Source organism: Microbacterium sp. SD291, assembly GCF_017355365.1.
Taxonomy (GTDB): Bacteria; Actinomycetota; Actinomycetes; order Actinomycetales; family Microbacteriaceae; genus Microbacterium.
In genome coordinates, this window is sequence record NZ_JADIJR010000018.1 from 34802 (window position 1) to 56053 (window position 21252).

Genomic DNA, 21252 nt, shown 5'->3' on the forward strand with positions numbered 1-21252 from the left:
GGCGTCGCCATGGTGCAGCTGCTCGGCCCGCAGGACCGCCTGCTGCGGATGCTCGAGAAGGAGCACCGCGACGTGCAGGTGCTCGTGCGGGGGAACGAGATCACCCTGAGCGGCTCGAAGGGCGCCGTGGCGAAGGCGAAGGATCTGGTGGAGGAGCTGCTGACGATGACCAAGGGTGGCTACGACCTCGCCCCGAGCGACGTGGCGAGCTCCGCGCGCATCCTCCGCCAGGAGGGCGGTCCGCGACCGAGCGAGGTGCTCGGCGAGGCGATCCTCTCCACCCGCGGCAAGGTCATCCGGCCGAAGACGCTCGGGCAGAAGGAGTACGTCGACGCGATCGAGGAGAACACGATCGTGTTCGGCATCGGCCCCGCCGGCACCGGCAAGACCTACCTCGCCATGGCCAAGGCCGTGCAGGCGCTGCAGCGCAAGGAGGTCTCCCGGATCATCCTCACCCGCCCCGCAGTCGAGGCGGGCGAGCGGCTGGGGTTCCTTCCCGGCACGCTGAACGACAAGATCGACCCGTACCTGCGCCCGCTGTACGACGCGCTCAACGAGATGATGGACCCCGAGATCGTGCCGCGCCTGATGGCGACGGGGACCATCGAGGTCGCCCCGCTGGCGTACATGCGCGGCCGCACGCTGAACGACTCCTTCGTCGTCCTCGACGAGGCGCAGAACACGACGCCTGAGCAGATGAAGATGTTCCTCACGCGTCTCGGCTTCGGCACCAAGATGGTCGTCACCGGCGACATCACGCAGGTCGACCTGCCGCAGGGCGCATCCGGCCTTCGGCTGGTGACGCGCGTGCTCGACGACATCGACGACATCCACTTCTCCCGTCTGACCAGCGACGACGTCGTGCGGCACTCGCTGGTCGGCCGGATCGTCGACGCGTACAGCGAGTACGACGAGCGCCGCACGTCGCAGCGGTTCGAGCGCGAGCAGGCGGCTGAGTTCGCCAACCGGGCTGAGCGCCGAGGGGCCGCGCGACCAGGACCCCGCGACCGGATGCCGAAACGAGGCCTCTCATGATGAAACGAGCACTGGCATGATCGAGATCAACAACGAGTCGGCCATCGATGTCGACGAGACCGTGCTGCAGCGACTCACCGACCTCAACCTCGCGCAGCTGCACGTCAGCCCTGATGCCGAGGTCGCGATCGTGCTCGTCGACGAGGGCGCCATGGAGGCGCTGCATGTGCAGTGGATGGACGAGCCCGGGCCGACCGATGTGCTGAGCTTCCCGATGGACGAGCTGCGACCTGGCACCGAGGACCGCCCGACCGCGCCGGGGCTGCTCGGCGACATCGTGCTGTGCCCGCAGGTCGCCGAGACCCAGGCTCAGGCCGCCGGGCACAGCCTGATGGACGAGCTCATCCTGCTGACGACGCACGGCCTGCTGCACCTTCTCGGCTTCGACCACGCCGAGCCGGAGGAGGAGCGCGAGATGTTCGGGCTGCAGAAGGAGCTCATCGCGGGCTTCGCCGCCTCCGAACGCCGGCGATGACGACGGCCTTCCTCCTCGTCGGAGCAGTACTGCTCGTCGCGTTCGGCGGCCTGATGGCCGCGATCGACGCCGCTTTCGGGGTGAACTCCCGCTCCGACCTCGAGGAGATGGGATCCGAGGGGCGCCATGCGCGCCAGCTGGCGCGCATCGCCGCAGACCCGGACGCGCACGTCAACGCCGTCGCCTTCATCCGCGTGCTCGCGGAGACGACGGCGGCGGTTCTCGTCACGGTCGCTTTCTCCAACCTGTTCGACAGCATCTGGTGGGCGATGCTGGCCGCGGCGGTGCTGATGACCGGCATCACCTTCGTCCTCGTCGGCGCGAGCCCGCGGACGTTCGGCAGGCAGCACGCCGACGGGATCCTGCGCGCGAACGCCCCGGTGGTGCGGAGCGTCCGCATCATTCTCGGCCCGCTCGCCCAGGGGCTCGTGCTGCTCGGAAACCGCGTCACCCCCGGTGCGGGGCGGAGTTCGTTCACCTCAGAGGAGCAGCTGCTCAGCATGGTCGACGAGGCCGCCTCGAACGATCTCATCGAGGAGGACGACCGCGATCTCATCCACTCCGTCTTCGACTTCACCGACCAGTTCGTCCGCGCGGTGATGGTGCCGCGGACCGAGATGGTGACGGTCGACGCCACCGCCACCACGAGCGAGGCCATGGCGCTCTTCCTCAACCGCGGCGTCTCCCGGATGCCGGTCGTCGACGACGAGGCGGACGACGTCGTCGGCGTGCTGTATCTGAAGGACCTCGTGCAGTTCGCGTTCCGCGACGAGAGCGCCTGGCGCACCGCGTCGATCGGCCCGATCTCGCGTCCGGCGACCTTCGTCCCTGAATCCATGCGCGCGGAGACCCTGCTCCAGCAGATGAAGCGCGATGCCGTGCACGTCTGCCTCGTGATCGACGAGCACGGCGGCATCTCCGGCCTCGTGACACTCGAGGACCTGATCGAGGAACTCGTCGGGGAGATCGCGGACGAGTACGATCAGGTGTCGGCTGAGGTCGTTGATCTCGGCGACGGACGTTACCGCGTGAGCTCCCGACTCTCGCTGGAGGACGTCGGCGATCTGTTCGGGCTCGAGCTCGAGGATGAGGACGTCGACTCCATCGGCGGACTGCTCGGGAAGGCTCTCGGCCAGGTGCCCCAGCCCGGTGCTGCGGCCATGGTCGAGGGGCTCGTGCTCACCGGCGGTGCGTCCCGTGGCCGAGGTCGCGGGATCGCCACCGTGTTCGTCGAGCGGGCGGCGCACGACACGGAGACGGCAGAGCCTGAGGGAGAACGAAACGATGACTGAGCAGACGCGAAGCGGATTCGTGACCTTCGTGGGTCGGCCGAACGTGGGCAAGTCCACGCTCACCAACGCGCTGGTCGGTGAGAAGATCGCGATCATCAGCGACAAGCCGCAGACCACGCGCCGCGCGATCAGGGGAATCGTCAACCGCCCAGAGGGGCAGCTCGTGATCGTCGACACCCCCGGCATCCACAAGCCGCGCACTCTTCTCGGCGAGCGGCTGAACGATCTGGTCGATCAGGTCCTCGGCGACGTCGACGTGATCGGCTTCTGCGTGCCGGCGACGGAGAAGGTCGGACCGGGCGATCGCCGGATCGCGGCGTCCCTCGACGGCTATCCGCGGGCGAAGAAGCTCGCGATCGTGACGAAGACCGATGCGGCCGGCCGCGACGACATCACGGCGCGGCTGCTGGAGGTGGACGCGCTGCGCGAGGACTGGGCTGCCGTGATCCCGCTCTCCGCACTCACCAACGATCAGCTCGACGTCCTCTCGGACGAGATCCTCCAGCTCATGCCGAAGGGCCCCGCTCTCTATCCGGAGGGCATCACCACGGACGAGTCCGAGGAGGACCGCATCGCGGAGATCATCCGCGAAGCGGCTCTCGACGGCGTGCGGGACGAGCTGCCGCACTCGATCGCGGTGGTCGTCGACGACATCGCGCCGCGCGAGAACAGCGACCTCACCGACGTGCACGCCTCCATCGTCGTCGAGCGGGACAGCCAGAAGGCGATCATCATCGGCCACAAGGGAAAGCGCCTGCGCGACGTCGGAGCGCGCGCACGAGCCGGGGTGGAGGAGCTGCTCGGCACGCGGGTGTTCCTCGGGCTGCACGTGAAGGTGGTCAAGGAGTGGCAGCGCGACCCCAAGCAGCTCGGCCGGCTCGGGTTCTGACATGCCGACCGACACGACGACGGTGGCGAGGCCGCCGACCGCAGCGGCATGAACGCCGGCAGCGAAGACCCGAACTCGCTGCGCAACGAGGTCTTCTCCCGCGTCTTCGATGAGAACTGGGCATCGGTCCGGCGTCACATCGAATGCGTCGTCGACGACGACGCCGAGGTCACCGAACTCGTCTCGGAGGTGTTCCTCGTCGTCTGGCACCGTCTGAACCCGAAGAAGCCGATGGATCGCACCTGGCTGCTGCGCGTGGCCGAGCGCGCGCTGAATTCGCGCAACGGCCGCTCGACCACCCGTCTGACGGCGCTCGATGCCGTGCACCAGGGGATGTCAGGCGAATCGGAGCCGCCCGACCGGGCGGAGCGGGCGAGAGTCCTGAGAGCTTTGGGTGTCCTCACACCGGCCGAGCGGCGTATCATCATGCTCACGTACTGGGACGGGCTGGCCGTGGGGGAGATCGCGGATCTGATTCGCCGGTCCCGTTCGAGAGTGCGAATCACACTGCATCGCGCGCAGCGACGGCTGCGTGCGGAGCTGGGCCTGGAGGGGGCGAGTGACGGAGATGGCTGAGAGCGCCGTGCTCGAGCGAATGCTCACAGAGGCGGATCCTGCGCGCACTCCGCGCGATTCGAAGCCGGATGCCGCCGCGCTGATGACCCGCGACCGGATCATCCGGAAGGCATCCGGGCCGCGCCGCCGATCGCCGATCGCCGTCCGATGGGCGACCGGTCTTGCAGGAGCCGCCGCGGCGGCCGCCCTGGCCGTCGCAGTGCTGGTGCCGCACGGCGGTGCCGTCGCCGGCACACCGCGTCCGCTGGACTTCGCGGACGCCGGCAGCGTCGCGGACATCCTCGAGGCCGCGCATACGGACCTCTCCGTGGCGGCCGGACCGGCGGAGCCCATCCGGTCGGTGCGCTCCGCGACATGGGCGTTCCACTTCGACGGAGACACCGCGGACTCCGTCGTGGTGCCCGAGCTCACGACCGTGAGCTGGGAACCCGATCTCTCCGGACGGTTGACCATCGTCGCGGGAGAGGCGTACGACCCGGCGGATGCCGCCGCGAACGCCGGCGCAGAGGTCACCAGCACCGGCGTCGTCACGACCGACCTGCTGATCAAGGCGGGGGAGTTCGGCACCCCCGTGGTGGACCTCCCCGGTGACTCTCGGGACGAGATCCTCGCTGCGCTCACGGCGTTCGGACTCCCGGAGGAGCCGACCGCGTACGACGTGGTCTCCAGTGCGACGGCGATCCTCGAGCAGTGGACGCTGACGAACGCCCAGGAGCAGCAGCTGCTGGCGATCCTGTCGGAGGCGAAGGGCGCACAGCCTCTCGGCGCCGGCACCGATCGTCTGGGCCGCGCGGTCTCGGGCCTGCGCGTGCTGTCCCCTGATGACGCCGCCGCCGATGTGCTGCTCATCTCCGAGGACACCGGACGCATCGTCGGCATCGAACGCACCAGCCTCGTCGACGAGGGAGTCATCTCCGCCGGCTCCATCATCTCGTACCGCATGTGGGACGTGGACGAAGGGCTGGTCGAATGACGCGCATGCGGGTGCTGGTCTCCGTCGTCGTCGGGCTGCTGTTCGCCGGGGCGACGGCTGCGCCGGCCTCGGCCGAGACGGGCGGGTGGGCGGATGCCGACCCGCAGATCGTCGAGATGATGGCGGAAGTGCCCGGCGGGGTGCTCCTCGACGCCACGCACGCGGTGTGGCCGGAACTGGGCATGGAACTGATCGTGCCGGAGTCCTCGATCGGAGTCGCGAGCATGGCGGCCGTCGGTCCCTGCGCAACGGGACGGATCTGCGCGTACTCGGGCCAGTCGCTCACTGGTTCGGTGCTCACCTTCAGCACCTGCGGAATCCACGCGATCCCCTCGTCGTTCCGGACGCGGTCGCTCGCGAACGCCCGCTCGTCCGGCTACACGCAGGCACGCAACGGCACCACGGTCCTCGCCACGGCATGGGCCGGAGGCTGGACGAACGTGTACGGAACCGCGACCAACCTCCGCTGCGTCTTCTGAGGCGCTCGCGCCGATCCGGCGGTCAGTCGACCTCGCGCAGGGCCGAGGTGACGAGGACCACGCCCTCGCCGTACTCGGCATCCACGGCATCCTGGATCGTTCCGTCGTCCCACACCACGTGGAGCCAGACGTACCCGCGCTCGGACCACAGCGTCAGTGCGGCCGGTCCCAGCCGCGCAGCGATGTCGTCCTGCACGCGGGTGAGCTCGTCCTCCGGCGTGGTGCCGTCGACCCCGTCGGCCGGGTCCTCCGGGCGGATCGGATCGTAGAGCGCGAGCATGACCGGCTGGTCGGTCACCGTGTACCGCTCGCCGTCGTAGGTGCCGTACACGGCATACGAGCCCCAGGTGGTCTCCCCGCTCGTCTCGCTGCCGTCCAGCCCCTCCCAGCTCCAGCCGTCGAGCGGGATGCCCGAGCACTGCGGCGGATAGGACTCGGCGATGGCGCCGAGGCACAGCTGCGCATCGCCCGCCACGTCGAGCACGGTCCCCACCCCGATCAGACGCCCCTCCGGCGGGGCCGGCTGCGCGGATTCCAGCCGCTGGTCCGCGGGGACGCTCGTGCTGGTCGGGGCGACGGAGCCGGGGCCCGACGCGCATCCGCTCAGGGCGGCGAGTGCGAGGACGGAGGCGGCGGCGAGAAGCAGGCGGGTGCGCGATGTGCTCATGACTGACAGTGTCCGCGATCCGCGGATCGTCTCGACGCGCGTGGAACCCGCCGGCATCCCTGCTACCATGGCCGCATGCCTTTCGGCGGTCTGCTTCTTCTTAGCTGCCGCGACGAGTCCTGATAGCTAGGGCCTTCCTCGTCGCGGCGCTTGTGTTGGCCCGTACACACTCCTGACGAAGAGAAGAAGCCCATCATGAAGAACAATCAGCGTCCGTCTGCGATGCCCGTCCATAAGTACCGGCCCTTCCACGAGCAGATCCGCGTCGACCTGCCGGATCGCACCTGGCCCACGAAGCGCATCACCGAGGCGCCCCGCTGGTGCGCCGTCGACCTCCGCGACGGCAACCAGGCGCTCATCGACCCGATGTCCCCCGAGCGCAAACGCGTCATGTTCGAGCTGCTCGTGAGCATGGGCTACAAGGAGATCGAAGTCGGGTTCCCGTCGGCGAGCCAGACCGACTTCGACTTCGTGCGCCAGCTCATCGAAGAGAACCTGATCCCGGACGACGTCACGATCCAGGTCCTGACCCAGGCGCGCGAGCACCTCATCGAGCGGACCTACGAGTCGATCGCCGGCGCGAAGCAGGCGATCGTGCACCTCTACAACTCCACCAGCGTGCTGCAGCGCGAGGTCGTGTTCCGCACCGACAAGCAGGGCATCATCGATATCGCGCTCGAGGGCGCGCGTCTGTGCCGCAGGTTCGAGAAGACCATCCCGGACACGCAGGTGTACTACGAGTACTCCCCGGAGAGCTACACCGGCACCGAGCTCGAGTTCGCCGTCGACGTATGCAACCAGGTCATCGAGATCTTCGAGCCGACCCCCGATCGCAAGGTCATCATCAACCTGCCGGCCACCGTCGAGATGGCGACGCCGAACGTGTACGCCGACTCGATCGAGTGGATGAGCCGCCGTCTCGCTCACCGCGAGAACGTCATCCTGTCGCTGCACCCGCACAACGACCGCGGCACGGCCATCGCCGCCGCCGAGCTCGGCTACATGGCAGGCGCCGACCGCATCGAGGGCTGCCTGTTCGGCAACGGCGAGCGCACCGGCAACGTCGACATCGTCGCCCTCGGCGTCAACCTGTTCACGCAGGGCATCGACCCGCAGATCGACTTCAGCGACATCGACCAGGTCAAGCGGACGGTCGAGTACTGCAACCAGCTGCCCGTCCCCGAGCGCAGCCCGTGGGCCGGAGACCTGGTCTTCACCGCGTTCAGCGGATCGCACCAGGACGCGATCAAGAAGGGCTTCGAGGCGATGGAGGCCCGCGCGACCGCGGAGGGCGTCACGGTCGACGAGATCGAGTGGGCGGTTCCGTACCTGCCCATCGATCCGAAGGACCTGGGTCGCTCGTACGAGGCGGTCATCCGCGTGAACTCCCAGTCCGGCAAGGGCGGCGTCGCCTACCTGCTGAAGGCCGACCACGCGATCGACCTGCCGCGCAAGCTCCAGATCGAGTTCTCCGGGGTGGTCCAGGCCAAGACGGATGCCGACGGCGGCGAGGTCACGAGCGAGCAGATCTGGTCGATCTTCTCCGACGAGTACCTGCCCGCGAACGACACCGCCGCGAAGTGGGGCCGCTTCGAGCTGCTCGCCACGCAGACCCGCAGCGACATGTCCGGCGAGGTCGTGCTCGACGTGGTGCTCCGCGACGACGAGCAGCAGCTCGCGGTCGCCGAGTCCGGCAACGGCCCGGTCGCGGCGTTCGTCGAGGTGCTGCGCGCGCAGGGCTTCGACATCACCGTCTACGACTACGTCGAGCACGCTCTCAGCGCCGGCGGCGACGCCCAGGCGGCCGCCTATGTAGAGCTGCAGGTCGGCGATCAGCGCCTGTGGGGCGTCGGCATCGACGGCGACATCTCCACGGCGTCGCTGAAGGCCATCGTCTCGGGTGTGAACCGCTCGATCCGCACCCGCCAGCAGGAGCTCGCCGCCGTCTGACGCCCGACCCGGTCGCTGAGCCGGCGTGCTCAGCGACCGGGTTCGGTCCGGATGATGTCGATCGCCGAGGTCTCGGCGGCGACCTTCCGCCGGTACAGCCGACGCTGCTCCGGCAGCGACACGTCGAAGCTGACCGCGAGCACGCGGATGATGGCGGTGAGGATGATGCCGATGACCGCGGCGATCGTGATCGGCATGCCGAGGCTGTTCGCGACGACGATGAAGGCGCAGCCGGCGCCGGCAGCCACCGCATAGAGGGAGCCGACGTGCATGATGGCCGTCGGCAGGCCCATCAGCATGTCGCGGAGCACGCCTCCGCCCACTGCCGCGCACGCGCCGATGAAGACGGCCGGCACCGGCGGGATGCCGAACGCGATCGCCTTGCTGGTGCCGAACGCGCCGAACATGCCGATCACGACGGCGTCGAGAACGACGATGACCTTGTTGAGCCGGTTGAACAGCCCGGCCAGCAGCATCCCGAACAGCGACGCACCCGCAGCCGTCACCAGGTACCAGTCGCTCTTCAGCGACGCGGGCGGAAGGCCGAGCAGGATGTCGCGGATGAGGCCGCCGCCCATCCCGATCATGATGCCGATGATGGCGACGCCCAGCCAGTCGAGGCGCCGCTGCCCCTGGAATCCCGAGGCGAACATCGCACCCTGCACTCCGCCGAGCCCGACGCCGAGAAGGTCCGCCCACAGCGGAATGGTGAAGAGCGGTTCGGTCACCCGTCCATTGTCCCGCACGGAGGATAATCGAACGATGCCGACCTACCGAGACGAAGTGGTGATCCTGCGCACCCACAAGCTGGGTGAGGCGGATCGCATCGTCACGATGCTCTCGCGGAGGCACGGCAAGGTCAGAGCGGTCGCCAAGGGCGTGCGGCGCACCTCGTCGAAGTTCGGGGCGCGGCTCGAGCCGTTCATGGTGGCCGACGTGCAGCTGTATCAGGGGCGCTCGCTCGACATCGTCCAGCAGGCGGAGTCGCTCGGGTCCTACGGCTCGGACATCGCGGCGCACTACGACCGGTTCACGTCGGCCAATGCGATGGTCGAGACCGCCGATCGGCTCAGCGACTCGGAGGCGACGCCGGAGCAGTACCTGCTGCTCGTCGGCGGACTGAGGGCGCTGTCCCGCGGCGAGCATTCCCCGCGCAGCATCCTCGACTCGTATCTCCTGCGGGTGATGGCGCTGTCCGGCTGGGCCCCGTCGCTCGGCGACTGCGCTCGATGCGCCGCGCCGGGTCCGCATGCGCACTTCGTCGGCCAGCTCGGAGGCGCGGTGTGCACGAACTGCGCGCCGGCCGGCAGCCCGCGGGTCGCCGAGAAGACGCTGTCGCTGCTGCGATCGCTGATGGCCGGCGAGTGGGACGCGATCGATGCGGCGCCGCACGCGGACAACGCGGCGGCATCCGGTCTCGTGGCCGCATACGCCCAGTGGCACCTGGAGCGCGGCATCCGCTCGCTCGCGCATCTCGTGGCCGACACCCCTCGAGAAGGAGCACGGTGAGCCCCAAGCCCTATACCCACAAGGATGCCGTCGCGTACCGCCCGCTCGACTGGACGGGCGTGCACCCCCCGGCGTTCCCCGCGGTGCCGGAACATGTCGCGATCGTGATGGACGGCAACGGTCGCTGGGCGAACAGACGGGGCCTGAACCGCATCGAGGGTCACAAGGCGGGGGAGGAGGTGCTGCTCGACGTGGTTGCCGGCGCCATCCAGGCCGGCGTGAAGCACCTCTCCGTGTACGCGTTCTCGACCGAGAACTGGGCGCGCTCGCCCGAGGAGGTGCGCTTCCTGATGGGCTACAACCGCGACGTGCTGCATCGACGGCGTGATCAGCTCAACGAGTGGGGCGTGCGGGTGCGCTGGGCCGGCCGCAGGCCTCGGCTGTGGGGGAGCGTCATCAAGGAGCTCCAGTACGCCGAGCAGCTGACGCAGAACAACGACGTGCTCACCCTCACCATGTGCGTGAACTACGGTGGCCGGGTCGAGCTCGTCGACGCGATGCGCTCGATCGCCGAGGACGTCGCCGCAGGACGCGTCAAGCCGAAGGCGATCACCGAGAAGATGATCCGCCGGAACCTGTATGTGCCGGACATGCCCGACGTCGACCTCTTCCTCCGGAGCTCGGGCGAGCAGCGCACCTCGAACTTCCTGCTCTGGCAGGCGGCGTACGCCGAGATGGTCTTCCTCGACACGCTCTGGCCCGACTTCTCCCGTGAGGAGCTGTGGCGGGCGATCGGCATCTACCTGTCGCGGGATCGCCGTTTCGGCGGGGCGGTGGACACACCGGACGCCTCAGCCTGAACTCGGAGCCACTGCTCGGTCTCACGGGGGTGGTGCAGGCGCACGATGATCAGGTGCGGGAACTGCTCACGCTTCGCCGGCATCCGCTCCGCCCAGAAGGACCGGGTCTTCGACTGCCAGGCGAGGATGTTCTCGTCAGGGTCCCGTGTGGCCAGGAGTCTCCAGAGCGGCTTCTCGACGTTGCCGTTGTACATCTCGGTGCGCAGGATGCTGCGGCCGATCGTGCGGCGCACCAGTCGCGTGCGCACGACGGGCCAAGGGTAGTCGAGCCAGAGCGCCAGCTGCGCACGAGGGGTGAGGATCTCGTCCGTCCCCTTGCTCGTGTACTGCCACTCCGTGACCCAGCGCTCCTCGGCGGCGAACGCGCGGACGTCATCGAGGAAGGTCGGACGCGGCGTCCACTCCGGCCCGTGGAATAGGCCGTCGATCTCGACGTGCCGGATATCCCAGAGCTCCGCGAGACGCCGCGCCAGCGTGGTCTTGCCGGACCCCGTCACCCCGGCGATGAGGACTCTCTCCGGCCGGAACGGGAGTGGATCGTCGGCGGACAGCATCCGAGAATCCTACCCGCGGAGGGGAGGCGGAATAGCACCGAGGTGCATGCGGTTGGATGAGAGTGTGACTGAACCCATCTCGATCGACATCTGGTCCGACATCGCCTGCCCGTGGTGCTACATCGGCAAGCGCAACCTCGAGAAGGGGCTCGATGCGGTGTCGGCGGACGACGACGCCCCTGAGGTGAGCATCACCTTCCACTCGTTCGAGCTCTCACCCGACACCCCTGTCGACTTCGACGGTGACGAGGTCGACTTCCTCGCCGGTCACAAGGGCATGCCGCGTGCTCAGGTCGAGCAGATGCTCTCCCACGTCACCGGAGTGGCGTCGGATGCCGGACTCGAGTACCGCTTCGACCTGCTCCAGCACACCAACACCGTGAAGGCGCACGAGCTGCTGCACTTCGCGAAGGCGAAGGGTCAGCAGCACGCGATGGAGGAGCGGCTGATGTCCGCCTACTTCACCGAGGGCAGGCACGTCGGGCGCGTCGACGATCTCGTGGACCTCGCCGTCGAGGTGGGACTGGACGCCGCCGAGACGCGCGAGGCCCTCGAGGCCGAGCTCTATCTTCCCGCCGTCCGCCAGGACCAGGCACAGGCCCGCGCCTACGGCATCCAGGGCGTGCCCTTCTTCGTGATCGACGGCCAGTACGGCATCAGCGGCGCGCAGCCGCCCGCGGCATTCGAGAACGTGCTGCGCGACCTCTGGGCGAAGCGCGGAGAGAGCGAGCCGGAGGCCGCGGCGGTCTAGCGGGGCAGCGCCGCCTCGATGGCCTCGACGATCGCGGGGTTGTCGGGCGTGACGTTCGGCCGGAAGCGGAGCACGTCGCCGTCCGGGAGCACCAGGAACTTCTCGAAATTCCATGCCACGCGGCCGGCCTTGCCGTCGGCATCCGGAGCCTCCTTCAGCGCCTTGTAGAGGTCGGCGGCGTTCTTGCCGTTCACCTTCACCTTGTCGCTGATCGGGAAGCTGATGCCGTAGGTCGTCGAGCAGAATTCGAGGATCTGATCCACCGAGCCCGGCTCCTGGCCGAAGAACTGGTTGCAGGGGAAGCCGACCACGCTGAACCCGCGGTCCGCGTACAGACGCTGCAGCTCCTCGAGCTGCTCGTACTGCGGGGTGAGACCGCACTTGGACGCGACGTTCACGACGAGCACGACTTCGGCCCCGAGATCGTCCAGGGTCTTCTCCTGGCCTGCGGCGTCGGTGAAGGGGATGGAACGGACTGCGGAATCGGTCATATCCACAAGCCTAGGTCGGTGGGCCGGTGCAGGGCCCGGGTCTGGGAGAATGGATGAGTCATGACTCTCGCCACCACCTCCGCCCGCACCCTCAGCATCGGACCGATCGACCTCGACGTTCCGGTCGTCCTCGCACCCATGGCGGGGATCACCAACACCGCGTTCCGCCGGCTCTGCCGCGAGTACGGTGCCGGGCTCTACGTCAGCGAGATGATCACCTCTCGCGCCCTGGTCGAGCGCAACGAGACCACGATGCGCCTGATCCGGCATCACGAGTCTGAGACGCCCCGCTCGATCCAGCTGTACGGCGTCGACCCGCACACCATCTCCGAGGCCGTGCGCATCATCGTCGCCGAGGACCACGCCGACCACATCGACCTGAACTTCGGGTGCCCGGTGCCCAAGGTCACCCGCAAGGGCGGGGGAGCGGCGCTCCCCTGGAAGAGCTCGCTGTTCGCCGAGATCGTAACCCGTGCGGTGAAGGCCGCCGGAGATGTGCCGCTCACGGTGAAGATGCGCAAGGGCATCGACCCCGATCACCTCACCTTCCTCGACGCCGGGCGCGCCGCGGAGGACGCCGGCGCCGCCGCCGTCGCGCTGCACGCGCGCACCGCGAGCGAGTTCTACTCCGGCAACGCCGACTGGAACGCGATCGGCGAGCTCAAGCAGGCGGTCACCAGCATCCCGGTCCTGGGCAACGGCGACATCTGGTCTGCGGATGACGCGGTGCGCATGATGGCGCAGACGGACTGCGACGGCGTGGTCGTCGGCCGGGGCTGCCTCGGCCGGCCGTGGCTGTTCGGCGAGCTCGCCGCGGCCTTCGGCGCGGACCCTTCGACCAGCTCAGGGACCCAGCGAGTGGTGGACGCGACGCTCGGCTTCGTCGCCAACGCGTTCCGCCGGCACGCCGAGCTGCTGACGGAGTTCTTCGAGGACGAGGATCGCGGATGCCGCGACGTCCGCAAGCACGTCGCCTGGTACTTCAAGGGCTACCCGGTCGGCGGAGACATCCGCACGGGCCTCGCCACGGCATCCAGCCTGGCCGAGATCGATGACCTGCTCGGCCAGCTCGACCACTCGGCTCCCTACCCCGGTGCGGATGCCGAGGGCCAGCGCGGCCGCGCCGGCCGGCCCAAGCGCCCCGCACTGCCGGACAAGTGGCTGGAGTCGCGGGAGCTCGCGGCATCAGCGTCGGAGATGATGCGAGGAGCGGAGATCGAGAACAGTGGCGGTTGACCCTTCGGCCGGCTCAGGGCAGGCCAGACCGGACGGCTACGACCCGCGCGACGCCGAGCGCTTCTTCTCCGAGACCCATCGCTCCGAGCGTGACGATTTCGCGCGAGACAGGGCGCGCGTGCTGCATTCCGCGGCTCTGCGCCGGCTGGCAGCGAAGACGCAGGTGCTGAGTCCGGCGAGCACGGCGGACTTCGCGCGCAATCGCCTGACGCATTCGCTCGAGGTGGCGCAAGTGGGCCGCGAGCTCGCCACTGCCCTCGGCGTCTCGGCCGATGTCGTCGACACGGCGTGCCTCAGCCACGACCTCGGGCATCCGCCGTTCGGGCACAACGGCGAGCGGGCGCTGAACGAGTGGGCCGCGCACATCGGCGGCTTCGAAGGCAACGCGCAGTCGCTGCGCATCCTGACCCGGCTCGAGGCGAAGGTGCTGGATGACGGCGACCACTCGGTCGGACTCAACCTGACCAGGGCGAGCCTCGACGCGACCTGCAAGTACCCGTGGACGGTCGACAGTCCCGTACCCGACCCGGGCGGGCGCCTGAAGTTCGGGGTCTACCCGGAGGACGAGGCCGTGTTCCGCTGGATGCGGGAGGGCGCCCCCGGGCGGCTTCGCTGCATCGAGGCGGAGATCATGGACCTCTCCGACGACATCGGGTACTCCGTGCACGACTTCGAGGATGCGATCGTCAATGGCTACCTCGACGTCGCACAGCTGTCCGACCCCCTCGAGCACGAGGCGCTGATCGATCGCATCCAGCAGTGGGTCGGCTACGACTTCACTCGCGACGAGCTCGCGGACGGTCTCTACCGGCTCGCAAGCCTGCCCATGTGGCTGCGCTCGTTCGACCGTTCCCGCCAGGATCTCGCCAGGCTGAAGAACCTCACCAGCGACTTCATCGGCCGCTTCGCCCGCGCATCCGTCGCGGCGACCCGCGATGCCTACGCGGGCCCAGCACTGGTCCGGTACAACGCGCACGTGGTCGTGCCCCGCGTGGTCGAGGCCGAGATCGCCGTGCTCAAGGGCATCATGGGTCAGGCGATCGTCACGATCGATGCGCGCAAGGGCGTCTACAAGGAGCAGCGGCGCGTGCTCACGCGCCTCGCCGATGCCCTCTGGTCGACCGACGCGCTGTGGTCGGCCGGAGCGGATGTGCTGGAGCCGGCGTTCGCGGCCGACTTCGTCGCCTCCACGACGGATGCCGAGCGCGCCCGGGTCGTGGTAGATCAGATCGCTAGCCTGACGGATCAGAGCGCGATCGACTGGCACAACCGCCTGGTCGGCGAGATCGACCCGGCCGAGGTCGGGATCTGGACGCCGCGGCACGCACACCCCGGTTCGCGCTCGCGTGGCGAGCGGCGGCCGGTGCCGGTGAACGCCGGCGCTCGTCCGGCAGCCGACGGGGCCGTCTGATGCCGCGCATCCGCCAGGCCGACGTCGACGAGGTCAAGGCGCGCACGAACATCGCCGACATCGTCGGGGAGCGGGTGGCGCTGAAATCAGCAGGAGTCGGGTCGCTCAAGGGCCTGTGCCCGTTCCACGACGAGAAGAGCCCGAGCTTCCACGTCCGGCCCCAGGTCGGGTATTACCACTGCTTCGGCTGCGGCGAGTCCGGCGACGTGTACTCGTTCCTCAGGGAGATGGATCACGTCAGCTTCACGGAGGCCGTCGAACGCCTCGCCGGCCGTATCGGCTACTCGCTGCACTACGAGGACGGCGGAGCGGCCCCCGAGACGAGCGGACGCAGCCGCTTGTACGCCGCCAACACCGCGGCAGCCGAGTTCTTCCGCGCGCAGCTGCTCTCGCCGGATGCCGAGGCCGGCCGCCGGTTCCTCGGCGAACGGGGCTTCGACGCGGGGGCGGCAGCGCATTTCGGGGTCGGGTTCGCCCCTCGGGGCTGGGACGGGATGCTGAAGGCGCTCACCGCGCAGGGCTTCACGCGCGAGGAACTCAGCACCGCCGGCCTCGTCTCCACCGGGCAGCGCGGTGTGTACGACCGCTTCCGCGGCCGGCTCGTCTGGCCGATCCGCGACGTCTCGGGGCAGACCATCGGATTCGGCGCCCGCAGGCTCTTCGACGACGACAACGGGCCGAAGTACCTGAACACCCCGGAGACGCCGATCTACAAGAAGGCGCAGGTGCTGTACGGCCTCGACCTCGCCAAGCGCGACATCTCGCGCGGCGATCCGCGGCGGGTCGTCGTGGTCGAGGGGTACACCGACGTCATGGCCTGTCACCTCGCCGGTCTCACCACCGCGATCGCCACCTGCGGCACGGCGTTCGGCACCGACCACATCAAGGTGCTCCGCCGGGTGATGGGCGACGACAACGCCTCCGGCGAAGTCGTGTTCACCTTCGACGGCGACGAGGCGGGACAGAAGGCCGCGCTGCGGGCGTTCACCGAGGACGACCGGTTCAACGCGCAGACCTTCGTGGCGGTGGCGCCCGACGGGCTCGACCCCTGTGACCTCCGCCTCCAGCGCGGCGACGCGGCGGTGCGAGGACTCATGGAGGCCAAGGTGCCGATGTTCGAGTTCGCGATCGATCGCAAGCTCGGCGGTTTCGACCTCTCCACAGTGGAGGGCCGGGTCGGCGCGCTGCGCGCCGCCGCGCCGATCGTCGCGGAGATCAGGGACCGGCTGCTGCGCCCCGGCTACGAGCGGGTGCTGGCTCGCCGCCTCGGGATGGACCCGATGGAGGTGCACGGCGAAGTCGAGCGAGCCGCCCGCGGCGGTGGCCAGCCTGCAGTCCGGCAGGAGCCCACGCGACAGGACGCGAGCTCGATGGGCAGTGACGGCGGTGCTCCCGGCCTCGCGCCGGTGACGCTCGCCAGCCTGCCGCGCACGGCGGACGTGGCACTGGAGCGAGATGCCGTGATGGGTGCGCTGCAGTACGGGCATCAGGTGGATCAGGCCCTGCTCGGACGTGCCTTCGAGGCGCCGTTCCGCACGCCCAGCCTGGAGGCGATCCGCCAGGCGATCATCGCGGCCAGCGACCGCGCGCGACCCGGCTGGGTGACGGATGCCGTGAACTCGGTGCGCGAGCCGTACCGGTCGCTCGCGGGCGAGCTGCTGATGACGCCGTTCCCCGCACGCGACGAGGAAGGTGCAGTCGCCTCGGCCAATGGCCTCTCACGCCGTCTGATCCTGCGGGCGCTCGAAGACGAGAAGCAGGAGCTGCTGGGAGCGCTGCAGCGTGTGCCGGCCGATTCGGACGGTGGGCGGGCGCTCGGCATCCGCCTGAGGGATATCAGCGTCGAGCGGCAGCGGTTCGCCGAGTCGTAACCACCGCGAGCGGCGCTTGCGGGGGAGGATGGGACCATGTCCCGCCGGCTCGAATCCACCAACGTGATCGACTGCTCAGATCTGGTGATCGACCGCCTCGGTCACGGCGCTCCGACGAAGGCCGTCGACGGCGTGACGTTCTCGCTCGCCCCTGGTGACCTGATCTGCGTGGCGGGTCCGACCGGGTCGGGGAAGTCCACGCTCGTCGCGGCTCTCGCCGGCGCCGTCGACTCGTCCGTGAAGATCGTCGGCGGCAGCGCGCAGGTGTGCGGCGTCGACGTGCGGCGTCCCGGCCGCAAGCAGCGCGTGCTCACCTACCGCACGGGTTTCGTCCCCCAGGGCGCCGGCGCTGACCTGCCGCCTCGCCTCACCGTCAGCGAGATCATCGCGGAGCCGATCCTGACGAGGGAGAGGCGCGTCAACTCCAAGGCGCTGTCGATCCGCGTCGCGACGCTGCTGGACGAGCTCCACCTGCCACTCGGCACCGCCGTGAGGTTCCCCTACGAGCTGAGCGCAGGCATGCGGCAGCGGGTCGCGATCGCACGGGCGTTCGTCCTGGAGCCGCGCGTGCTGATCGCCGACGAGATCCTCGCGAACCTCGACCTCGAGGTGCGGCCGGTCGTGTTCGATGCGATCACCCGCCGCCGCAGCGAGCAGGGGATGGGAGCGCTGCTCGTGACCAACGACGCGGCGTTCATCCGGGAGCTGAACGCCGAGACGCTGATGCTTCGCGGCGGGCATGTGGTCGCCAGAGGCGTCGGCAAGGACCTGCTGTGGGCACCGAACGCCGAGGCCGATTCGCAGCCGTGAGACTCGTCGGCATCGACACGCCCGACGGGCGCCCCGTGTCACGAGCATCCTTCGGAGTTTGCTAGGATTGACGAGTTGCCCGCGCAGCGGAGCACATTCCTCGGTAGCTCAATTGGCAGAGCAGCCGGCTGTTAACCGGCAGGTTCTTGGTTCGAGTCCAAGCCGGGGAGCCAATACCCCCGGCCTTCGCATGAAGGCCGGGGGTTCTCCCTTTTCATCACAGTCGACGAAGGCCTGGGCGGATGACGCAATCCTCGCAGTTCGCGCAACTCGGGGCGCTCCTGCTCGAGGCCGGATTCTCGGCGACGGACACCCGCGAGGCGCTCGAGGAGGTCCGCGACCGCGTCGCACCGGAGCATGAGATGGCGTTCGCCGTGCTGCCTGAGGCCGTGTTCGTCTCGCCGATCCGAGGCACGCAGGCCCCGATCCTGCGGATGACGCTCGCGTCGTCGCTGTCGACCCGTCAGTCGGCCATGGTGAGCAGGCTCATGCATCGACTGCGCGCCGGGCGGATCACCCTCGAGACGGCCCTCGGCTCCGAGCAGGAGCGCATCCGCGGTGCGGTGATGCGGATGCCGATGCTGCGGTGGGTCGTCGGCAACGCGCTTCTCGCCGGGGGCCTGGCTGTCCTGTTCCGCTGCCCGTGGTGGTCCATCCTCGTGGCGGCCCTCGTCGCCGCCCTGGTGGGCGGAGTGGCAGAGGGCCTTCGCAGGATCCGTCCGGCCGCGGCGATCATCCCGTTCCTGATCGCGCTGCTCTCGACCGTCCTGGTGAGTGAATCGGCCGCGGTCCTGGGCTATTCGACCGTGCCGCTGTTCGCCGTCTGCGCGCCGATCGCGATCCTGGTGCCAGGGGCCATGATCACCAATGCGCTGCTGGAGCTCACTGCGGCCGATGTCGTCGCGGGTGCTTCCCGCCTCGTCTACGGCGTCGTGCAGCTGGCCTTCATGGCCGCGGGCATCGCAGCGGGCAGCGCCCTGATCGGGCTCGAGATCGACCAGGACTCGGCGATCCTGCTCACCGACGTCACCGGTGTGATCAGCACGGCGCCCGCATGGGCCTCGCTTCCGCCGGCCGCGTTCAGCTGGTTCGGCGTCGCAGCCGTCGCCGTGGGCATCAGTCTGGCGTTCGGAGCCGGGTACCGGCTCACGGCCGTCAGCATCGCCGCGATGGGCATCGCCTACGCGCTGCTCTTCGCACTCGCGCCGTTCTGGGGCAACGTGATCGCGACCGGTGCGACGGCCGCGGTCCTCTTCGCGCTCGCCCGGCTGATCGAGCGGTCGACGCTCGCCATCCCTGCCACGATCACCTTCCAGCCGGCGTTCCTGCTCCTGGTGCCGGGGACCGTCGGCCTGGTCGCCCTCGCGTCGTTCGACGTCGGCAGCGTCCCCTCGGCTCCGGCCGTCTTCGTCAGCCTCTGCATCGGCACCAAAGTCGGATCGATCGTCACCGACACGCACTGGTGGCGGCTGCTCCGTCTCGGACGCAACGAGGCCTGACCGGCTGCGATCGCCAGCCGTTCACCCGCGCTCGCGCGGCCAGGATCAGCGTTCCCGGCACGTTCCCGCAGATCTGCCGCACCTCGGCGGTACTCTGGCGATGCCGCGGACGACGGAGGGAACGAGGCCGACGAATGACTGTAGATCCTGTCGAGCCGAAGCCCGTGCGCGACTGGGCGACTCTCCCGAACGCGATCACCGTGCTGCGCCTGCTCCTGGTGGTCCCGATCACGGTGCTGCTGGTGCAGCATGCCGCTCCCGTGCTGACGCTCGTGCTGCTGGTGCTCTTCGGGGCGAGCGACTGGGTCGACGGCTTCCTGGCCCGCCGCCTCGGGCAGACGAGCAGGACCGGGGCGCTGCTCGACCCGTTCGCCGATCGCGTCGGCGTCGCCGTCATCGCGTCCGGGATCGTCATCGCCGGTCACCTGCCGCTGTGGGTCGCCGTCGTCGTCGTCGGCGTCGACCTCTGCCTCGGCATCGTGTGGGTCGTGAAGCGACCTGCGCAGATGCCCGCGGCGACCGGCCTGGGGAAGGCGCGCACTGCAGTCTTCATGACCGGTCTCGTGCTGATCGGCCTGGGTATCCTGCCGGGATTCGACGTCGTCGGCGCCGTCGGGCAGGTCATCTGCGGGGTCGGAGCCGTCCTGCACCCGATCGTCGGCTTCGGCTACCTCCGCACGCTGCTCCGGGGCTGAACGGGCCCGGAACCCGCCGCAGGAACGCGAAAGGGCCCCGCCGGGACAAGCGGGACCCCCTTCACGACAGGATCGTCAGCGCGCGGCACCCTTGAGGGAGACCTCGACCTGCCCGGCCGGGTCGGAGATCACGCACTGGATCACCCGGTCGTTCATCTCGTTCCAGGTCTGCTCGGTCGGCGTGATCGGGTAGACCTCGAGGACGGACTCGTTGAAGCCGAGCCCGACGAACGTGGTGAACGCGTCGCCGATGCACTCCTCGGTCGCCGTGTTGATCGCCTCGTCTGAGAACTCGCCGTCCTCCATCTTGAACTCGTAGTAGACCTCTTCATCGTGCGGCTGGTCGCAGGGAACGACATCCGCGTCCTCGATCATGCCGGTCGCGCTGGCCATCTTGCAGTCGCCGACCTTCAGCGAGAAGATGTCGATGTTCGAGCTCTCGGTGACCTGCCCGGTCTCCTCATCGCGGTCGGCGTCTCCCGAGCCGCCGCCGAGGATGCCGCTGAGTGCGCTGCAGCCGGTCAGTGCGACCGACAGAGCCAGTGCTGAGCCGGCGAGCGCCAGAGCGCGTCGCGTGCGCAGTTCCATCATGATTACCCCTCCAGAGCCTCTTGGTGCGCGGGCATGGAAGAGCCCGCCCAGAGCACGCTATCCGGGGCGGAGTCTGTGATGCAACTCCGAGGATGCTGTGACCGCGCTGGGAGCGATCAGCCTTCGAGGTCGTCGACTCCCGGCATCCAGCTGGCGCCGCCGCGCCCCCACCCGCGCTTGCGCGCGATCTTCTGCACGGTCTTCCAGTCGCCGTCCGTCAGGCGGTCCACGTAGAGGATGCCGTCGAGGTGGTCGAACTCGTGCTGCATGATCCGCGCACGCCAGCCGTCGACCGCGATCGAGACCGGCCGGCCCTCGAGATCGATCCCGGTCACCCGGACGCGCTCGGAGCGGCGGAGCGGGAACCGCTCGCCCGGGAAAGACAGGCAGCCCTCGGATTCGAGGTCCGGGTCGGGGCCGCCCGGCTCGAGCGGCGTCATCCACAGCTCGGGGTTGATGATCACACCGCGCCAGGGCTCGTCGTCATCATCGACGTAGGAATACGTGTAGATGCGCAGAGACACGCCCACCTGCGGTGCCGCGAGCCCGACACCGGGGGCGGTGTCCATGGTCTCGAACATGTCCGCCACGAGAGCGCGGATCTCGTCGGTGATCTCATCGACGGCGGAAGCGGGGGAGTGCAGGACGGGATCGCCCATTATTCGAATCGGAAGTACGGCCACGCCATAACCCTAATG

23 protein-coding genes and 1 tRNA gene are annotated in these 21252 nt (G+C 69.1%); 18 read left to right on the forward strand and 6 right to left on the reverse strand.

The window, feature by feature from the left end; genetic code table 11:
* Window positions 1-9 precede the first annotated feature (9 nt).
* Genes IPV10_RS11200 through IPV10_RS11230 form a run of 7 tightly spaced genes read left to right on the forward strand, consistent with a single transcriptional unit; the run spans window position 10 to window position 5719 of the window.
* Entirely contained in the window at window positions 10-1035 is a 1026-nt protein-coding gene (locus IPV10_RS11200) for a PhoH family protein (RefSeq protein WP_242684899.1), read from the forward strand.
* Window positions 1036-1051: 16 nt separating this feature from the next.
* Window positions 1052-1510, forward strand: a complete 459-nt coding sequence (gene ybeY / locus IPV10_RS11205; RefSeq protein ID WP_207483840.1) for an rRNA maturation RNase YbeY — start codon at window positions 1052-1054, stop codon at window positions 1508-1510.
* Window positions 1507-2802, forward strand: coding sequence for a hemolysin family protein (locus IPV10_RS11210; RefSeq protein ID WP_207483842.1), 1296 nt, complete (start codon window positions 1507-1509; stop codon window positions 2800-2802). Before ybeY ends, IPV10_RS11210 begins: the two co-directional genes overlap by 4 nt.
* Window positions 2795-3691: a GTPase Era gene (gene era / locus IPV10_RS11215; RefSeq protein ID WP_207483844.1), complete on the forward strand. Its 897-nt coding sequence runs from the start codon at window positions 2795-2797 to the stop codon at window positions 3689-3691. The genes IPV10_RS11210 and era overlap by 8 nt, the downstream gene beginning before the upstream one ends.
* A gap of 48 nt (window positions 3692-3739) precedes the next feature.
* Window positions 3740-4267, forward strand: coding sequence for an RNA polymerase sigma factor (locus tag IPV10_RS11220; protein ID WP_207483846.1), 528 nt, complete (start codon window positions 3740-3742; stop codon window positions 4265-4267).
* The gene (locus tag IPV10_RS11225) at window positions 4260-5240 is read left to right on the forward strand and encodes a hypothetical protein (protein WP_207483848.1); all 981 of its coding nucleotides are present in this window, start codon (window positions 4260-4262) and stop codon (window positions 5238-5240) included. Before IPV10_RS11220 ends, IPV10_RS11225 begins: the two co-directional genes overlap by 8 nt.
* Complete coding sequence (locus tag IPV10_RS11230) at window positions 5237-5719, forward strand: hypothetical protein (RefSeq protein ID WP_207483850.1); 483 nt, start codon at window positions 5237-5239, stop codon at window positions 5717-5719. Before IPV10_RS11225 ends, IPV10_RS11230 begins: the two co-directional genes overlap by 4 nt.
* A 22-nt stretch (window positions 5720-5741) precedes the next feature.
* Here the strand turns inward: IPV10_RS11230 and IPV10_RS11235 are convergent, their stop codons facing one another.
* Window positions 5742-6386 (reverse strand): hypothetical protein, encoded by a 645-nt coding sequence (locus IPV10_RS11235; protein WP_242684887.1) that lies wholly within the window; start codon window positions 6384-6386, stop codon window positions 5742-5744.
* Window positions 6387-6581: 195 nt separating this feature from the next.
* Here IPV10_RS11235 and leuA point away from each other — a divergent pair, with 195 nt between their 5' ends.
* The gene (gene leuA / locus IPV10_RS11240; RefSeq protein WP_207483854.1) at window positions 6582-8336 is read left to right on the forward strand and encodes a 2-isopropylmalate synthase; all 1755 of its coding nucleotides are present in this window, start codon (window positions 6582-6584) and stop codon (window positions 8334-8336) included.
* 29 nt (window positions 8337-8365) lie between these two features.
* Here the strand turns inward: leuA and IPV10_RS11245 are convergent, their stop codons facing one another.
* Window positions 8366-9064 carry a trimeric intracellular cation channel family protein gene (locus IPV10_RS11245; protein ID WP_207483856.1) on the reverse strand — a complete coding sequence of 233 codons (699 nt, stop codon included), beginning with the start codon at window positions 9062-9064 and terminating at the stop codon, window positions 8366-8368.
* Window positions 9065-9098: 34 nt separating this feature from the next.
* Between IPV10_RS11245 and recO the strand changes: the two genes are divergently transcribed.
* The gene (gene recO / locus IPV10_RS11250) at window positions 9099-9845 is read left to right on the forward strand and encodes a DNA repair protein RecO (protein WP_207483858.1); all 747 of its coding nucleotides are present in this window, start codon (window positions 9099-9101) and stop codon (window positions 9843-9845) included.
* A complete protein-coding gene (locus IPV10_RS11255) occupies window positions 9842-10645 on the forward strand; it encodes an isoprenyl transferase (RefSeq protein ID WP_207483860.1) in 804 nt (267 codons plus the stop codon). Before recO ends, IPV10_RS11255 begins: the two co-directional genes overlap by 4 nt.
* Here the strand turns inward: IPV10_RS11255 and IPV10_RS11260 are convergent.
* Entirely contained in the window at window positions 10585-11199 is a 615-nt protein-coding gene (locus tag IPV10_RS11260; RefSeq protein WP_207483862.1) for an AAA family ATPase, read from the reverse strand. The genes IPV10_RS11255 and IPV10_RS11260 overlap by 61 nt on opposite strands.
* Window positions 11200-11263: 64 nt before the next feature.
* Between IPV10_RS11260 and IPV10_RS11265 the strand changes: the two genes are divergently transcribed.
* The gene (locus IPV10_RS11265; protein WP_207483864.1) at window positions 11264-11950 is read left to right on the forward strand and encodes a DsbA family protein; all 687 of its coding nucleotides are present in this window, start codon (window positions 11264-11266) and stop codon (window positions 11948-11950) included.
* On the opposite strand, the gene IPV10_RS11270 is transcribed toward IPV10_RS11265, so the two are convergent.
* Window positions 11947-12441, reverse strand: a complete 495-nt coding sequence (locus tag IPV10_RS11270) for a glutathione peroxidase (RefSeq protein ID WP_207483866.1) — start codon at window positions 12439-12441, stop codon at window positions 11947-11949. The two genes, IPV10_RS11265 and IPV10_RS11270, sit on opposite strands and share 4 nt — an antisense overlap.
* 60 nt (window positions 12442-12501) lie before the next feature.
* Between IPV10_RS11270 and dusB the strand changes: the two genes are divergently transcribed.
* The 7 genes from dusB to IPV10_RS11305 all read left to right on the forward strand — a co-directional run bounded on the left by dusB (window position 12502) and on the right by IPV10_RS11305 (window position 19963).
* Complete coding sequence (gene dusB / locus IPV10_RS11275; protein ID WP_207483868.1) at window positions 12502-13677, forward strand: tRNA dihydrouridine synthase DusB; 1176 nt, start codon at window positions 12502-12504, stop codon at window positions 13675-13677.
* Entirely contained in the window at window positions 13667-15088 is a 1422-nt protein-coding gene (locus tag IPV10_RS11280; protein WP_207483870.1) for a deoxyguanosinetriphosphate triphosphohydrolase, read from the forward strand. Before dusB ends, IPV10_RS11280 begins: the two co-directional genes overlap by 11 nt.
* Entirely contained in the window at window positions 15088-16959 is a 1872-nt protein-coding gene (dnaG, locus tag IPV10_RS11285; protein WP_207483873.1) for a DNA primase, read from the forward strand. The genes IPV10_RS11280 and dnaG overlap by 1 nt, the downstream gene beginning before the upstream one ends.
* Window positions 16960-16995: 36 nt before the next feature.
* Complete coding sequence (locus tag IPV10_RS11290) at window positions 16996-17769, forward strand: ATP-binding cassette domain-containing protein (RefSeq protein ID WP_207483875.1); 774 nt, start codon at window positions 16996-16998, stop codon at window positions 17767-17769.
* Between the two features lie 97 nt (window positions 17770-17866).
* Window positions 17867-17942, forward strand: a tRNA-Asn gene (locus IPV10_RS11295).
* A 69-nt stretch (window positions 17943-18011) separates the two neighbouring features.
* The gene (locus IPV10_RS11300) at window positions 18012-19268 is read left to right on the forward strand and encodes a threonine/serine exporter family protein (RefSeq protein ID WP_207483876.1); all 1257 of its coding nucleotides are present in this window, start codon (window positions 18012-18014) and stop codon (window positions 19266-19268) included.
* 134 nt (window positions 19269-19402) lie between these two features.
* A complete protein-coding gene (locus IPV10_RS11305; protein ID WP_207483878.1) occupies window positions 19403-19963 on the forward strand; it encodes a CDP-alcohol phosphatidyltransferase family protein in 561 nt (186 codons plus the stop codon).
* A gap of 75 nt (window positions 19964-20038) precedes the next feature.
* Here the strand turns inward: IPV10_RS11305 and IPV10_RS11310 are convergent, their stop codons facing one another.
* Window positions 20039-20554 (reverse strand): septum formation family protein, encoded by a 516-nt coding sequence (locus IPV10_RS11310; protein ID WP_207483880.1) that lies wholly within the window; start codon window positions 20552-20554, stop codon window positions 20039-20041.
* Between the two features lie 116 nt (window positions 20555-20670).
* A complete protein-coding gene (def, locus tag IPV10_RS11315; protein WP_207483882.1) occupies window positions 20671-21237 on the reverse strand; it encodes a peptide deformylase in 567 nt (188 codons plus the stop codon).
* Window positions 21238-21252 lie beyond the last annotated feature (15 nt).

What these genes read in the sequence shown, in the direction of transcription:
- dusB (WP_207483868.1), top strand. Translation starts at nt 12,502, where the DNA reads ATGACTCTCGCCACCACCTCCGCCCGCACCCTCAGCATCGGACCGATC.
- IPV10_RS11220 (WP_207483846.1), top strand. Translation starts at nt 3,740, where the DNA reads ATGAACGCCGGCAGCGAAGACCCGAACTCGCTGCGCAACGAGGTCTTC.
- IPV10_RS11260 (WP_207483862.1), bottom strand. Translation starts at nt 11,199, where the DNA reads ATGCTGTCCGCCGACGATCCACTCCCGTTCCGGCCGGAGAGAGTCCTC.
- IPV10_RS11310 (WP_207483880.1), bottom strand. Translation starts at nt 20,554, where the DNA reads ATGATGGAACTGCGCACGCGACGCGCTCTGGCGCTCGCCGGCTCAGCA.
- IPV10_RS11230 (WP_207483850.1), top strand. Translation starts at nt 5,237, where the DNA reads ATGACGCGCATGCGGGTGCTGGTCTCCGTCGTCGTCGGGCTGCTGTTC.
- IPV10_RS11290 (WP_207483875.1), top strand. Translation starts at nt 16,996, where the DNA reads ATGTCCCGCCGGCTCGAATCCACCAACGTGATCGACTGCTCAGATCTG.
- ybeY (WP_207483840.1), top strand. Translation starts at nt 1,052, where the DNA reads ATGATCGAGATCAACAACGAGTCGGCCATCGATGTCGACGAGACCGTG.
- IPV10_RS11200 (WP_242684899.1), top strand. Translation starts at nt 10, where the DNA reads ATGGTGCAGCTGCTCGGCCCGCAGGACCGCCTGCTGCGGATGCTCGAG.
- IPV10_RS11305 (WP_207483878.1), top strand. Translation starts at nt 19,403, where the DNA reads ATGACTGTAGATCCTGTCGAGCCGAAGCCCGTGCGCGACTGGGCGACT.
- IPV10_RS11210 (WP_207483842.1), top strand. Translation starts at nt 1,507, where the DNA reads ATGACGACGGCCTTCCTCCTCGTCGGAGCAGTACTGCTCGTCGCGTTC.
- IPV10_RS11225 (WP_207483848.1), top strand. Translation starts at nt 4,260, where the DNA reads ATGGCTGAGAGCGCCGTGCTCGAGCGAATGCTCACAGAGGCGGATCCT.
- dnaG (WP_207483873.1), top strand. Translation starts at nt 15,088, where the DNA reads ATGCCGCGCATCCGCCAGGCCGACGTCGACGAGGTCAAGGCGCGCACG.
- leuA (WP_207483854.1), top strand. Translation starts at nt 6,582, where the DNA reads ATGAAGAACAATCAGCGTCCGTCTGCGATGCCCGTCCATAAGTACCGG.
- IPV10_RS11235 (WP_242684887.1), bottom strand. Translation starts at nt 6,386, where the DNA reads ATGAGCACATCGCGCACCCGCCTGCTTCTCGCCGCCGCCTCCGTCCTC.
- era (WP_207483844.1), top strand. Translation starts at nt 2,795, where the DNA reads ATGACTGAGCAGACGCGAAGCGGATTCGTGACCTTCGTGGGTCGGCCG.
- IPV10_RS11270 (WP_207483866.1), bottom strand. Translation starts at nt 12,441, where the DNA reads ATGACCGATTCCGCAGTCCGTTCCATCCCCTTCACCGACGCCGCAGGC.
- IPV10_RS11300 (WP_207483876.1), top strand. Translation starts at nt 18,012, where the DNA reads ATGACGCAATCCTCGCAGTTCGCGCAACTCGGGGCGCTCCTGCTCGAG.
- recO (WP_207483858.1), top strand. Translation starts at nt 9,099, where the DNA reads ATGCCGACCTACCGAGACGAAGTGGTGATCCTGCGCACCCACAAGCTG.